Source organism: Pseudomonas sp. GM55, from assembly GCF_000282395.1.
Classification (GTDB): domain Bacteria; phylum Pseudomonadota; class Gammaproteobacteria; order Pseudomonadales; family Pseudomonadaceae; genus Aquipseudomonas; species Aquipseudomonas fluorescens_CC.
The window spans coordinates 86710-99796 of record NZ_AKJJ01000072.1 but is presented as its reverse complement, the minus strand read 5'-3'; the positions used below and the strand labels follow the sequence as shown (position 1 = coordinate 99796).

Below are 13087 nucleotides of genomic sequence, written 5' to 3'. Positions count from 1 at the left end.
CCATGAGCCTGATCCGAGAGCACCATGCCTGAATTGCCAGAAGTCGAAACCACCCGTCGCGGCATCGCGCCGTACCTGGAAGGCCAGCGTGTCAGCCGGGTGATCGTGCGTGATCGTCGCTTGCGCTGGCCTATCCCCGAAGACCTCGATGTGCGGTTGTCCGGGCAGCGCATCGTACTGGTGGAGCGGCGCGCCAAATACCTGCTGATCAATGCCGAAGTCGGCACCTTGATCAGCCATTTGGGCATGTCAGGCAATTTGCGTCTGGTGGAGGCCGGGTTGCCGGCGGCCAAGCATGAGCATGTGGACATCGAACTGGAGTCGGGCCTGGCCCTGCGTTACACCGACCCGAGGCGCTTCGGCGCAATGCTCTGGAGCCTCGATCCGCTCAATCATGAGTTGCTGATCCGCCTGGGGCCGGAACCACTGACCGACCTGTTCGACGGCGAGCGCCTGTTCCAGCTGTCCCGTGGACGTTCGATGGCGGTCAAGCCGTTCATCATGGATAACGCGGTGGTGGTGGGCGTCGGCAATATCTATGCGACCGAAGCGTTGTTCGCCGCTGGAATCGACCCGCGCCGCGAAGCCAGGAGCATTTCCCGGGCGCGGTATTTGAAACTGGCAATCGAGATCAAGCGCATCCTGGCGGCCGCCATCGAACGCGGAGGTACCACGCTGCGGGACTTTATCGGTGGTGACGGTCAGCCAGGTTACTTCCAGCAGGAACTGTTCGTGTACGGTCGCGGCGGCGAACACTGCAAAGTCTGTGGCACGGGCCTGCGGGAAGTGAAGCTCGGGCAGCGCGCCAGCGTTTTTTGCCCGCGCTGTCAGAGCTGAAGAGCTCAAGAGCTTCGCCGGCAAGCCGGCTCCTACAATTTGTCCGTGAGCAAATTCATCTGTAGGAGCTGGCTTGCCAGCGATGGCGTCCGAGCAGGTGCCAGATGACTCAAACCTTACCGGTAATTTTCCGGTACTTCTCCATCAACTGCTCTTGAGTCTCCGGATGGGCTTCGTCCAGTGGAATGCAATCCACCGGGCAGACCTGCTGGCACTGCGGTTCGTCGTAGTGGCCGACACACTGGGTGCACAGGTTCGGGTCGATCACGTAGATCTCTTCGCCTTGGGAAATGGCGGCGTTCGGGCACTCGGGTTCGCAGACGTCGCAGTTGATGCAATCGTCGGTGATGATCAGGGACATGCTAACTCCAGCCGGGGCGGCAGGCCCGGGCGTAATAAACCAATGCACTTAATTGTGCCGCATTGGTGGGCGCTATGCACGCGGGCGCGACGTTCTGTAGGAGCCGGCTTGCTGGCGATGGCGGTGTGTCAGGTGCACAGCGTTGTATTGATCGCCAGCAAGCCGGCTCCTACAGTCGTGTATTACTTTTTGAATCGTAGTGTAAGGGCGTCCGCCACCACAGGGTGCACGAACTTGGTGATATCGCCGCCCAGGGCAGCAATTTCACGGACCAGCGTCGAGGAGATGAACGAATAACGTTCGGACGGAGTCAGGAACAGGCTTTCCACATCCGGCGCCAACTGGCGGTTCATGTTGGCCAGCTGGAATTCGTATTCGAAGTCCGACACCGCGCGCAAACCACGCAGGAACACGTTGGCATTCTGCTCTTTGGCGAAGTGCGCCAGCAGCGTCGAGAAACCGACGACTTCAACGTTCGGCAAATGTTTTGTGACCTCGCGCGCCAGTTCTACCCGTTGTTCCAGAGGAAACAGCGGATTTTTCTTCGGGCTCGCGGCAACGGCGATGATCACGTGATCGAACAGGCGCGAGGCGCGTTCGACCAGATCGCCATGGCCCTTGGTAATAGGGTCGAAGGTACCTGGGTACAACACTCGGTTCATCGCGTCGTCCTGGCGGGAATCCGTTGGGGAGTCGGATGGTATCGCAGCCTTCCCGGTCGGCCAAGTCGCCTGTTGGGTAAGAAAGCACTATAGACGATGGGAATAATCGTCATTTTCATGGATTTTTTAAACGCTCGGCCAGGGATGTCGCCAGTTGCGCCGTCAGTCCGTAGACCGACAGCTGCGGGTTGGCGCCAATGCTGGTGGGGAACAGCGAGCCGTCGTGGATCGACAGATTGCCCAGTTGATGATGCCGGCCGAGGCTGTCGGTCACCGCAGTTTCCGGGCTTTCGCCCATGGCGCAACCGCCCATCACATGGGCGCTGCCCAGGCGCGTGCGGTACAACTCCAGGCTCAGGCCGTCGATCAGTGTGCGGGCTTCGGCGAGGGTCTTCACGTAACGGGCATCGGCGTGCATTGGCATGATGGCTTTGGCGCCACCGGCAAACTGGATCTCGGCCATGGTATGGAAGGCCCGGCGCAATCCATCCCAGGCATAAGGCGAGAGCTGATAATCCAGCACCGGCGTGTCGTCGCTGCGCAATTCGACGCTGCCGCCGGTGCTGTCCGGGTGAAAACCGTCCCGCAGCAACGCCAGCATGGCGTGGGTATGGGGCAGGTTGGCCATGTGCTGCGAGTTTTCCTGACCGAAACCACCGAGCAGTGTCGTGGCCAGCGCCGGGTGCAGGGGCGGGACTTCCAGTTTGTAGGACATCTTGCCGGTGGTACCGTCCTGCCATTGGAAATGGTCGGAATAGATCGACTGTGGAGCGCCGTAGAACGGGTTGACCACTTCGTCGAACAACGCGGCGGACATGTTCACCGGGTGCAGGAACGTACGTTTGCCAAGGCGCTTGTGCGGGTCGGGTGCCCCGGAGCGCATCAGCAAGGCCGGGCTGTTGATGCCACCCCCGGCCAGCACGAAATGCCGCGCCTTGACCGTGATGGTGCGCCCGGTCGGTGCGACGCAGCGTTCATCCATCGCCGAACATTGCAGGCTGGTGACCTGATCGCCGCTGATCATGAGTTTTTCGGCGCGGGCCAGGTAAAGCAGTTCACCACCTTTTTCCAGGGTGGCTGGAATGGTGGTGACCATCATCGATTGCTTGGCGTTGGTCGGGCAGCCCATGCCACAGTATCCGAGGTTCCAGCAGCCGCGAACGTTGCGCGGAATGACGTGCCAGCTGTAGCCCAGCGCCTGGCAGCCCTTGCGGATCACATCATTGTTGGCGTTGGGTGGCACCATCCACGGCGCGACGCCCAGGCGTTGCTCCATTTTTTCGAACCATGGCGCCATTTCCGCTGGGCTGTGGCCCTTGACGCTGTGCTCTTTGGCCCAGTGTTCCAGGGTCGGCTCCGGAGTGCGGAAACTGGAGGTCCAGTTGATCAGCGTGGTGCCGCCCACCGCCCGGCCCTGGAGGATGGTGATCGCCCCGTCCTTGCTCATGCGGCCGATGCCTTCCTGATAAAGGCTGGCGTAGGCCTGGTCTTCGAGCATCTTGAAGTCGCTGCTGGTCTTGAGTGGGCCTTCCTCGATCAACAACACCTTGTAGCCAGCCGCGCTGAGGATTTCAGCCGTGGTGCCGCCGCCGGCACCGCTGCCGATGATCGCCACGTCCGCTTCGAGTGTCAGGTCTTGGGTCAGTTGCGAGCCGTCGTAGGTTTTCCAGCCTCGGGCCATGCCTTCGCGGAACGGGTCGGGTACGGGCATCTTTCAGGTTCTCTTTATTATTTTGGATGCGGTGGTGAGGCAACTGGCGCCATCGCGGGCAAGCCACGCTCCCACAGGTTTTGTGCAGAGTTTTAAACGGTCGGCGGCCCGGGATACCCGCAATGCGCCCACGACTCCTTGCGTCCGTACCAGGCCATCATCACCAGTTGCAGCAAGGAACTGTGGCCCATGCGCAACAGGCTCAACGAGCTGTTTTCCCAGCGATCGAGAAAATGCCGGATATCGTCGGCGCTGGCGTTTTCCCAACTGCCCCAGATTCCGGTCAGCGGTCCGCGGGTCACGGCCATGCCCAGCACATCGAACAGTTGTTGGGTCAGCTTGAGCATTTCCGGCGACAGGTGGGCGAGGCTGTAATCCAGGCTTTTCAGTGTGCCTTCGACAGCCTCGGGCATCCGTTCGGAGGTCACGGCACCCTCGAGCATGACCGGAATCAGCGCCCGCAAAAACGGCAGGTCGCCGCTGCGTAACGTGGTGAAGCCACTGGCCGGGACACTTGACGAACAACCGCTGAGGCTGGCTCCGAGCCCGGCGGTGGCGAGGAAAGCTGTGGCGCCGAGGCTGAATTTAAGCAACCCGCGCCGTGACAGCGCGGGTGAATCGGACAGGCTTGGGTTCATTATTGTTATTACCTGACGGTGATAATCGTTAGCGGATGAACAGCTTCTGGATCAGCTTCTGGATGGATTTTCCGTAAGGCGGGTAGATCAGCTTCGCCGCGTTGAACCGCTGTTTGATCAACACGCCCTTGGCCTTGCTGAATGTCAGGAAGCCTTCATGGCCGTGGTAGTGGCCCATGCCCGAGGCGCCGATGCCGCCGAACGGCATGTCGTCCTGGGCGACGTGCAGCAGTGTGTCGTTCAGGCACACGCCACCGGAATGGGTTTCGTGCAGCACGCGCTGCTGTTCGCGCTTGTTGTAGCCGAAGTAATAGAGCGCCAGTGGGCGAGGGCGCTGGTTGATGTAGGCAAATGCCTGGTCCAGATCCTTGTACGGCACGATCGGCAACAGCGGCCCGAAGATTTCGTCCTGCATCACCGTCATGTCGTCAGTGACATTGAGCAGCAGGCTATGGCTCATGCGGCGGCCCTGGCCCTGATCGAACAGCGGCATCAGCAGCGCACCCTTGCTGGTGGCGTCGCTGACGTAACCATTGAGGCGTGTCAGTTGTCGTTCATTGATGATCGCGGTGTAGTCCGGATTGTCGGCCAGCGTCGGATAAAACCCACGGACGGCTGTGCGATAGGCTTCGACGAAACCTCCGACGCGATCCTCCGGCACCAGCACATAGTCCGGGGCCACGCAGGTCTGGCCGGCATTGAGGGTCTTGCCGAAGGCGATGCGCTCGGCGGCGTCCTTGAGCGGCACATCCCGGGAAACGATGGCCGGGGACTTGCCGCCCAGTTCCAGGGTCACCGGTGTCAGATTTTCCGCAGCGGCGCGCATCACGTGTTTGCCGATGCTGGTGGCGCCGGTGAACAGCAGGTGATCGAACGGCAGGCGTGAAAACGCCACGCCCATATCAGCCTCGCCCAGGACCACGCAAACCAGGTCTTCGGGGAAGATCCGCGCCAGCAGTTGCTTCAGCAGCAGGCCGGTCGCGGGCGTTGACTCACTGAGCTTGAGCATCGCCCGATTGCCCGCCGACAACGCGCCGACCAACGGACCGATGGCCAGGTACAGTGGGTAGTTCCACGGCACGATGACCCCGACCACGCCCAGCGGCTGATAAACCACTTTCGCCGAAGCTGGCTGGAAGGCAGCACCGACCTTGCGTCGTGAAGCGCGCATCCAACCCTTGAGGTGACGGCTGGCGTAATGGATGCCGTGCAGGCTGGGCATCAGTTCGGCGAGCAGGGTTTCATCGGCGCTGCGATGGCTGAAGTCCTGACTGATCGCATCGATCAGGGCCTGGCGTTCATTGCTCAATAAATCCTTTAGTGCCTTGAGCCATTGTTGGCGCTGCGCAGCCGGTGGCATCGGGTTGGCGGCGTACGCGGCACGCTGGGCGACAAACAGGGCCTGAAGCTCTTCCAGCGGCTGCTGCAGGTTCTGCATGTAGGAAATCTCAGCAGTCATGGTCGGCTCCGGATTTATTGTAATGAGATACTTTTTAGAGTCTATGCTCTAAAAAGTCAAATGACATCCAGGAACAGCTTTGTTTTATCCGCTCGCGGATAGATCTAAGATGCCCGTCAACGCACTCTGAATTAAAGCTCAAGCCATGGCCCCACGGATCAAAACCAGCGAGCGCATCGTGCAGAACAGCCTGGAGCTGTTCAATCAACAGGGCGAGCGCAGCATCAGCACCAACCACATTGCTGCCCACATGGACATTTCCCCGGGCAACCTGTACTACCACTTCCCGAACAAGCAGGCGATCATCGCCGTGCTGTTCAGCGAGTACGAAAGCCTGGTGGACAGCTTCCTGCGCCCGCCCCAGGGCCGCGCCGCCACGGTGGAAGACAAGCGCTTCTACCTCAAGGAGCTGCTGGCGGCGATGTGGCGCTACCGGTTTCTGCATCGCGATCTCGAACATTTGCTCGACAGCGATCCCGACCTGGCCGACCGCTATCGACGCTTCTCCCAACGCTGCCTGATCCAGGGTTCGGCGATCTACGAAGGTTTTGTCGCTGCCGGCATCCTGAAGATGGACAAGGTGCAAATCGAATCCCTGACGCTCAATGCCTGGATCATCCTCACGTCCTGGGTGCGTTTCCTGTGCACCACGCGGGAGAACTCCAGCCACCTGAGCGAACAGGCCATTAAACGCGGGGTGTATCAGGTGCTGGTGCTGGAAGCCGGGTTTGTCACGGATCAGGCCCGCGATGCGGTCAACGCCTTGTTCGAAGAGTTTTACGTACCCTTGGCCCAGGCGCTCGAGGAAGTGTCGTAGGATCGAAAGCCGATAAAAATCACAGGAGCCCGCTATGCCCATTGCGCAATTGATCAGCCCGCAAGCACTGGACCTGAAAAAGGACCAGCCGGGGCTGGTGATTCTGGATTGTCGTTTTGCTCTCGAAGACCCGGATTACGGTCAGCGCAGCTATGCCGAAGGGCACATTGCCGGTTCGAGCTATGCCGACCTTGAGCATGATCTGAGTGGCGCCGTGGTCAAGGGCGTGACCGGGCGCCATCCGTTGCCCGAGCCGGCGCAGTTGATCGAGCGCCTGCAAGCCTGGGGCATCAATGCCGATAGCGAAGTGGTTCTGTATGACGACGGTCCGGGTGCCTATGCGGCGCGGGCCTGGTGGTTGCTGGCATGGTTGGGCAAGCGCGACGGTGTGTTCATCCTCGATGGCGGTCTCAAGGCCTGGCATGCGGCTGGTTTGCCACTGAGTCTGGATGCGCCAGATATCGTCCGTGGCTCTTTCACCGGCAGTCCTGACACAGCGTTGCTGATCAGTGCCGAGCAGCTGCAAAAGCGCCTCTCCCGGCCGGAACTGACCCTGCTGGATGCCCGTGCACTGCCGCGTTTCAAGGGTGAAGTGGAGCCGATCGATCCGGTTGCCGGGCATATTCCCGGTGCCCAGTGCGCGGCATTTACTGACAACCTGGGCAGTGACGGACGTTTCCTGCCGGCCGATCAACTCAAGCAGCGCTTCGCCGCCAAACTGGGGGATCGCTCGCCGAATGAGCTGGTGGCGTACTGCGGCTCCGGCGTGACGGCGTGTCACAACCTGTTTGCGTTGTGTCTGGCTGGTTATCCGTTGGGTTCGTTGTATGCCGGGTCGTGGAGCGAATGGATCAACGAGCCTGCGCGGGGCGTCGCCACAGGCGAATAAACACCACATAACTTTGTGGGAGCGAGCCTGCTCGCGATGGAGCCATCACATTCAATATTGATGCTGATCGTTAAGCCGCCATCGCGGGCAAGCCCGCTCCCACAGAAATGGATGGTGTTTGTGGGATCTGGTCAAGCCTCAAGTCCCCGCTTTGCACTGCGATACGCCCCCGGGCCAACCCCATACACCTGCTTGAACTGCCGACTCAGATGGCTCTGGTCGGCAAATCCCAGTTGCGTCGCGACTTCCAGCGGCAAACAACCACTTTGCAATAACCCTCGCGCCCGGGCGATGCGCTGCTGTATCAGCCAAGTGTGCGGTGGCATGCCGGTGGCCCGGCGGAACACCCGGGCGAAATGGAAGGGCGAAAGGTTGACCGCCGCCGCCAGTGTCTCCAGTGAAGGCGGTGCTGCCAGTTGCGCGTGCAGCAGTTCCTTGGCCAGGCTCACGGCCCGATGTTCCTTGCCGGGTTTAGCGGCATCGGGGACTGCCGCATGGCGTTGTAACAGCGACAGCATCAGCTCGCGCCAGGCGGTTTGCTGTTGCAGCGCGGTGGCAGGGCTTTCCAGCAAGCGGTGCAATTGACAGAAACCGTTCACCAGATCCTGGTCGCGATACAGCGTGGCGCCGAAGGCTGGCGGGTTGTGGGTCGGCAGTTCGAGTTCGGCCAACAGCGAGAGTATCTGTTCACTGTCCGGATAAAACGCCCGGTACAGCCAGCCATCCTCGGTACCTTTGTGACCGGTGTGCAATTCATCGGGGTTGATCAGCACCAGCGTGCCGCTGCCCGCCAGGTGTTCGGCGCCGCGATAGCGATAGCGCTGGGCACCGGCCATGATCATGCCGATTACATAGCCGTCATGCACATGGGGGGCGAAGCGATGATCGATGTAGCGGGCGGACAACAACTCGACCCCGGCCAGTGGCGGGGTTTGCCAGAAGTGGATTGACTCGCCCTGGTCCGCGTCCATGATTCAAGCGCGCCCTACGGCGGCCAGCCACTCGGGGATGCGCCGTTCAAGATAATAACCCGGTTGCCTGAGCGTGCCGTCGACGAAACCGACATGCCCACCCTTGGCTTGCAGTTCGAATTGCGTGCAAGCAGACAACTCATCGACGTGCGGCAGGCTGTGGGGAAACACGAAGGGGTCGTCGGCAGCCTGGATCATCAAGGTTGGCGTGCGAATTTCGCCGAGGAAATAGCGGCTGGAGGCGCGGCGATAGTAATCCGCGGCATCGGAGAAACCGTGCAGTGGCGCGGTGACGCGACCGTCGAAATCCCAGAACGTGCGCATGTTTTCCAGTGATCCGAGGGCCGCCAGGGCTGCCAGGCCCTCCTCGTGTCCGTCGTGCTGGAACTGTCGCTGCTTGTTCTTGATGTAGGCGACCATCTCGCGCATGAAGTGCGCCTGGTAAACCCTGGAGAAGCCTTGGCCGATACGGTCGGCGCACTGGTCCAGGCGGAACGGTACCGACACCGCCACGGCGCCCGTCACGCCGCTGTCGCTGCCGGTTTCGCCCAAGTGCTTGAGCAGGACATTGCCGCCCAGGGAGTAACCCACTGCATACAGTGGCGCGAGAGGCCGTTTGGCCCGCAAGTGCCGGATGGTTTCGGCCAGGTCTTCACTGGCACCGGAATGGTAACTGCGCGGCAACAGATTGGGTTCGCCCGAGCAACCGCGCCAGTTCAGCGCGACGCTGGCCCAGCCCCGGTCGCCCAGGGCCTTTTGCATGCCGGCTACGTAGGGCGAGTTCGACGAACCGGTGAGCCCGTGCAACACCAGCACTAAAGGCGCGTCGGCGCTGTGCGGGCCGTGCCAGTCCAGATCGAGAAAATCGCCATCTTCAAGCCACAGGCGTTCGCGTTCGCGGCCGATGTGCACGGTTTTACGCCACAGCGGCCCCCACAAGGTTTGCAAGTGCGGGTTGCCGAGGCCGAAGGCGGGGGTGAAGCGTTCTGGCGGATGAGACACGATCATTCTCGATGCAGCGGTGCGTAGCGGGTACGCACCTTTTTCAGGCCGGTCGGTTAACCGGCGATCTCTGCCATACGTTGCCACAACGAGTAGTAGACGCGCCCGGATTTCTGCTCCCGGTGCAGGCGCCAGTTCTGTGGCAGGCCCAGGGTCGACGGCGCGGACTCGCTTTCGGTGTACACCCAGGCATCTTCGGCCAGCCATTGGCGCTCTTCGAGCAACTTGCAAACGGCGGGCAACAGATTCTGGTTGAACGGCGGATCGAGGAACACCAGGTCGTAGGCCGTTGCGGTCTGGGTTTCCAGATAGCGCAGGGCGTCTGCGGTCTGGACCTGGCCGTTGGTGCAACGCAGTGTGCCCAGGTGTTCCTTCAGGCTTGATACCGCAAGGCTGCTGGCGTCCAGCGCCTGGCCCATGGCGGCGCCACGGGACAAGGCTTCGAGGAACAGTGCGCCACTACCCGTGAACGGGTCGAGCACCTTGGCGCCCGGCACGTACGGCGCGAGCCAGTTGAACAGGGTTTCACGCACGCGGTCCGGCGTCGGGCGCAGGCCCGGGGCGTCGGGGAAGCTCAGCTTCCGGCTGCGCCATTCGCCACCGATGATGCGTAGTTGGTTTACGCCGTTGTGGACGTTTTTGGCGGGTTTTTTAGGATGGGCCATTAATGCTCCGGAACCCCGAGCGGCTGCTCGGAAGGTTTATCAGTAGGGGCCGGTAACGGCTGTTGCGGCACGGTCGGGCCAGCGCTGACGATGACCATTTTGTCCGTGCTCAGGTGTTTGTTCATGGCGGCTTTGACCTGCTCGACGGTCAAGTCCTGGGACTGTTGCATGAAGTCTTCCAGGTGGCTCAACGGCAGGTTGTAGAAACCGATGGCGCCCAGCTGGCCGACGATATCGGCATTGCTGGCGGTAGACAGTGGGAAGCTGCCGGCCAGTTCACGCTTGGCGTCATCGAGCTCCTTTTCGGTCGGGCCGGTTTTAAGGTAGTCGGCCAGTACATCCTGCACCAGTTTGAGGGTGCCTTCGCTCATCTCGGCACGGGTTTGCAGGTTGATCATGAACGGGCCACGCGCCTGCATCGGCGTGAAGCCTGAATACACGCCGTAAGTCAGGCCGCGCTTCTCGCGCACTTCGCTCATCAACCGGGTGCCGAAGCCGCCGCCACCGAGAATCTGGTTACCCATGGACAACGCCGCGTAGTCCGGGTCGTCGCGGTCGATGCCCAGTTGCGCGAGCATCAGGTTGGTCTGCTTGGACGGGAACTCGATATGGTTGACGCCAGCCTTGGGCTCGACAGGCTGCGCGATTTTCGGCAAGGCCGGGCCTTTTGGCAGGGCGCTGGAAACCTGTGCGGCTATCGCCTCGGCTTCTGCGCGGGACAGGTCGCCGACCAGCGCGATCACCACGTTACCTGCTGCGTAGGCTTTCTCGTGGAACGCACGCAGTTGTGCCGCGGTAATCGTCGGTACGGTTTTCGCCGTACCATCGCTGGCATGTGCGTACGGGTGATCACCGTACAAGCGGTTCATCAGTTCCAGGCTGGCCAGTTTGCCGGGGTTCTGTTTCTGGTATTCGAAACCGGCGAGCATCTGGTTCTTGATGCGGGCCAGCGAATCGGCAGGGAAAGTCGGCTTGCCGATGACTTCGGCAAACAGCTTCAGGGCCGGCTCGCGCTTGTCCTTGGCACTCAGGCTGCGCAGCGAAGCGATTGCCATGTCCTTATAAGCGCCGTTGCCGAAATCGGCACCCAGGCCTTCGAAGCCCTGGGCAATGGCACCGACATCTTTCCCGGCCACGCCTTCGTTGAGCATGGCGTTGGTCAACACCGCCACCCCCGGTGCATTGCCGTCCTGGCTGCTGCCGGCGGCGAAGATCAGGCGCATGTCGAACATTGGCAGCTCATGGGCTTCGACAAACAGCACCTTGGTGCCTTCAGCGGTGTTCCAGGTCTGCACGTCGAGCTTGCGGTGGTCCGGTGCCTTGCCGTCGAGTTCGGTGAGCGATTGCAGCTTCTGGCTGGCCTTGGCCTTGTCCAGGGCTTCGCTGGCGTTGGTTTGGCCAGGGCGCGACAAATAGAACGCGGCGGAACCGATAACGGCAACGGCGACCAGGCCGATCAGGGCCAGGCGGGAGGGTTTACGCTCACTCATGAGTCGTCTCCAGAGGCAGTACATGGGCGACGCTGAGACGTTCGCGGGTGAAATACAGCTTGGCGGCTTTCTGGATGTCTTGCGGTGTCACACTTTCCAGGTCGGCCAGTTCGGTGTCCATCAGCTTCCAGGACAGGCCGACGGTTTCCAGTTGGCCGATGGCGGTGGCCTGGCTGGTGATCGAGTCGCGTTCGTAGACCAGGCCGGCAATGACTTGTGCGCGTACACGCTCCAGCTCTTCGGCGGTAGGCGCGGTGGTTTTCAGTTGGTCGAGCAGCTTCCACAAACCGGCTTGCGCCTGGGCGATGGTTTTGTGCTTCTGTGAGTTTGGCGATGCCGACAGGGTGAAGAGACTGTCGCCACGGGTATAGGCGTCGTAACTCGACGAGCCGCCTGACACCAGTTCTTCTCCGCGTTCCAGCTGCGTCGGGATGCGCCCGCTGTAGCCGCCATCGAGCAGCGCCGAGATCAGGCGCAGGGCATTGACCAGGCGTTTGTCGTCTGCGGTGGCTATGCCCGGCACGTTGAAGGCCAGCATCAGGCTGGGCAGTTGGGTCTGCACGTGCAGGGTGATCTGGCGCTCGCCGGGTTCGGCCAGTTCCAGCGGTTTTTTCGCGACTGGCACATCACGCTTGGCGATCGGGCCAAAATAGCGCTGGGCCAGCGCCTTGACTTCGTCAGGCGTCACGTCGCCGACGACCACCAATGTGGCGTTGTTCGGTACGTACCAGGTCTGGTACCAGTGGCGCAGCTCTTCGACGTTCATTCGCTCAAGGTCGGCCATCCAGCCGATGGTCGGCGTGTGATAGCCGCTGGCCGGGTAGGCCATGGCCTTGAAACGTTCATAGGCCTTGGACATCGGCTTGTCGTCGGTGCGCAGGCGACGTTCTTCCTTGATGACCTCGATTTCCTTGGCGAACTCGTCGGCCGGCAAGCGCAGGCTGGCCATGCGGTCGGCCTCCAGCTCGAAGGCTACGCCCAGGCGGTCGCGGGCCAGCACCTGGTAGTACGCGGTGAAGTCGTCGCTGGTGAATGCATTCTCTTCGGCGCCGAGGTCGCGCAGAATCAGCGAGGCTTCGCCGGGGCCAACTTTCCCGCTGCCCTTGAACATCATGTGTTCCAGAGCGTGGGACAGGCCGGTATTGCCCGGCGTCTCGTAGCTGGAGCCAACTTTGTACCAGACCTGGGAAACCACCACGGGCGCACGGTGGTCTTCACGCACGACTACCTTCAGGCCATTGTCGAGGGTGAATTCGTGGGTGGGTTGCGGGTCGGCAGCCAGGGCCGAAAGGGGCAGGCAAACTGTGCTGAGCAGCAGGCCTGCGGCGCGGCGGGCAAGAGCATTCATTCGTTTTCAAACCTTTGGGGCTGCCCGCTTGTTCTTAGCGTCAGCGGGCGAGAGGGTGCTAGGATACTGATCCGTTTTACTGGCGGCCACGCCTATCAGGCCTTTGCGTTTGATCAGGTTGTATGGGTTTGCAGCAGAAAGTTGGAATTTATCAACTAAACTCTGCTTTTTCGCCGATTTTGCTGCTTTAGTCCTTCGTTAAAACGTTTCCGTGAGGTGCCGTTCGCACCTCGACAA

General features: G+C 61.3%; 13 protein-coding genes. 3 read left to right on the top strand and 10 right to left on the bottom strand.

Annotated elements, in window-relative coordinates; translation table 11 throughout:
- Positions 1–24: 24 nt before the first annotated feature.
- Positions 25–837, top strand: coding sequence for a bifunctional DNA-formamidopyrimidine glycosylase/DNA-(apurinic or apyrimidinic site) lyase (mutM, locus tag PMI31_RS19450; RefSeq protein ID WP_008019995.1), 813 nt, complete (start codon positions 25–27; stop codon positions 835–837).
- Positions 838–946: 109 nt separating this feature from the next.
- Here the strand turns inward: mutM and PMI31_RS19445 are convergent, their stop codons facing one another.
- The 5 genes from PMI31_RS19445 to PMI31_RS19425 form a co-directional block, all read right to left on the bottom strand.
- The gene (locus tag PMI31_RS19445; protein ID WP_008019994.1) at positions 947–1198 is read right to left on the bottom strand and encodes a YfhL family 4Fe-4S dicluster ferredoxin; all 252 of its coding nucleotides are present in this window, start codon (positions 1196–1198) and stop codon (positions 947–949) included.
- 182 nt (positions 1199–1380) lie between these two features.
- On the bottom strand, positions 1381–1860 hold the full coding sequence (gene coaD, locus PMI31_RS19440; RefSeq protein ID WP_008019993.1) for a pantetheine-phosphate adenylyltransferase: 480 nt from the start codon (positions 1858–1860) through the stop codon (positions 1381–1383).
- Positions 1861–1975: 115 nt separating this feature from the next.
- A complete protein-coding gene (locus PMI31_RS19435) occupies positions 1976–3571 on the bottom strand; it encodes a GMC family oxidoreductase (protein ID WP_008019992.1) in 1596 nt (531 codons plus the stop codon).
- A gap of 92 nt (positions 3572–3663) precedes the next feature.
- Complete coding sequence (locus PMI31_RS19430) at positions 3664–4209, bottom strand: hypothetical protein (protein WP_008019990.1); 546 nt, start codon at positions 4207–4209, stop codon at positions 3664–3666.
- Positions 4210–4237: 28 nt separating this feature from the next.
- Complete coding sequence (locus PMI31_RS19425; RefSeq protein WP_008019989.1) at positions 4238–5668, bottom strand: coniferyl aldehyde dehydrogenase; 1431 nt, start codon at positions 5666–5668, stop codon at positions 4238–4240.
- A 145-nt stretch (positions 5669–5813) separates the two neighbouring features.
- On the opposite strand from PMI31_RS19425, the gene PMI31_RS19420 reads away from it, so the two are divergent.
- Complete coding sequence (locus PMI31_RS19420) at positions 5814–6485, top strand: TetR/AcrR family transcriptional regulator (protein ID WP_008019987.1); 672 nt, start codon at positions 5814–5816, stop codon at positions 6483–6485.
- Between the two features lie 34 nt (positions 6486–6519).
- Positions 6520–7374, top strand: a complete 855-nt coding sequence (locus tag PMI31_RS19415; RefSeq protein ID WP_008019986.1) for a sulfurtransferase — start codon at positions 6520–6522, stop codon at positions 7372–7374.
- Positions 7375–7505: 131 nt separating this feature from the next.
- Here the strand turns inward: PMI31_RS19415 and PMI31_RS19410 are convergent, their stop codons facing one another.
- From PMI31_RS19410 to PMI31_RS19390, 5 genes are read right to left on the bottom strand one after another with little or no spacing between them, the layout of a single operon-like run.
- Positions 7506–8345, bottom strand: coding sequence for an AraC family transcriptional regulator (locus PMI31_RS19410; protein ID WP_008019985.1), 840 nt, complete (start codon positions 8343–8345; stop codon positions 7506–7508).
- Between the two features lie 3 nt (positions 8346–8348).
- Positions 8349–9347, bottom strand: coding sequence for a hydrolase (locus PMI31_RS19405; RefSeq protein WP_043302501.1), 999 nt, complete (start codon positions 9345–9347; stop codon positions 8349–8351).
- A 56-nt stretch (positions 9348–9403) separates the two neighbouring features.
- Positions 9404–10012, bottom strand: a complete 609-nt coding sequence (gene rsmD / locus PMI31_RS19400; RefSeq protein ID WP_008019983.1) for a 16S rRNA (guanine(966)-N(2))-methyltransferase RsmD — start codon at positions 10010–10012, stop codon at positions 9404–9406.
- On the bottom strand, positions 10012–11502 hold the full coding sequence (locus tag PMI31_RS19395) for a M16 family metallopeptidase (RefSeq protein ID WP_008019982.1): 1491 nt from the start codon (positions 11500–11502) through the stop codon (positions 10012–10014). The genes rsmD and PMI31_RS19395 overlap by 1 nt, the downstream gene beginning before the upstream one ends.
- Positions 11495–12850: a M16 family metallopeptidase gene (locus PMI31_RS19390; protein WP_008019981.1), complete on the bottom strand. Its 1356-nt coding sequence runs from the start codon at positions 12848–12850 to the stop codon at positions 11495–11497. Before PMI31_RS19390 ends, PMI31_RS19395 begins: the two co-directional genes overlap by 8 nt.
- Between the last annotated feature and the right edge of the window lie 237 nt (positions 12851–13087).

What these genes read in the sequence shown, in the direction of transcription:
- PMI31_RS19415 (WP_008019986.1), top strand. Translation starts at nt 6,520, where the DNA reads ATGCCCATTGCGCAATTGATCAGCCCGCAAGCACTGGACCTGAAAAAG.
- PMI31_RS19435 (WP_008019992.1), bottom strand. Translation starts at nt 3,571, where the DNA reads ATGCCCGTACCCGACCCGTTCCGCGAAGGCATGGCCCGAGGCTGGAAA.
- PMI31_RS19410 (WP_008019985.1), bottom strand. Translation starts at nt 8,345, where the DNA reads ATGGACGCGGACCAGGGCGAGTCAATCCACTTCTGGCAAACCCCGCCA.
- coaD (WP_008019993.1), bottom strand. Translation starts at nt 1,860, where the DNA reads ATGAACCGAGTGTTGTACCCAGGTACCTTCGACCCTATTACCAAGGGC.
- PMI31_RS19395 (WP_008019982.1), bottom strand. Translation starts at nt 11,502, where the DNA reads ATGAGTGAGCGTAAACCCTCCCGCCTGGCCCTGATCGGCCTGGTCGCC.
- mutM (WP_008019995.1), top strand. Translation starts at nt 25, where the DNA reads ATGCCTGAATTGCCAGAAGTCGAAACCACCCGTCGCGGCATCGCGCCG.
- PMI31_RS19445 (WP_008019994.1), bottom strand. Translation starts at nt 1,198, where the DNA reads ATGTCCCTGATCATCACCGACGATTGCATCAACTGCGACGTCTGCGAA.
- rsmD (WP_008019983.1), bottom strand. Translation starts at nt 10,012, where the DNA reads ATGGCCCATCCTAAAAAACCCGCCAAAAACGTCCACAACGGCGTAAAC.
- PMI31_RS19420 (WP_008019987.1), top strand. Translation starts at nt 5,814, where the DNA reads ATGGCCCCACGGATCAAAACCAGCGAGCGCATCGTGCAGAACAGCCTG.
- PMI31_RS19390 (WP_008019981.1), bottom strand. Translation starts at nt 12,850, where the DNA reads ATGAATGCTCTTGCCCGCCGCGCCGCAGGCCTGCTGCTCAGCACAGTT.
- PMI31_RS19430 (WP_008019990.1), bottom strand. Translation starts at nt 4,209, where the DNA reads ATGAACCCAAGCCTGTCCGATTCACCCGCGCTGTCACGGCGCGGGTTG.
- PMI31_RS19425 (WP_008019989.1), bottom strand. Translation starts at nt 5,668, where the DNA reads ATGACTGCTGAGATTTCCTACATGCAGAACCTGCAGCAGCCGCTGGAA.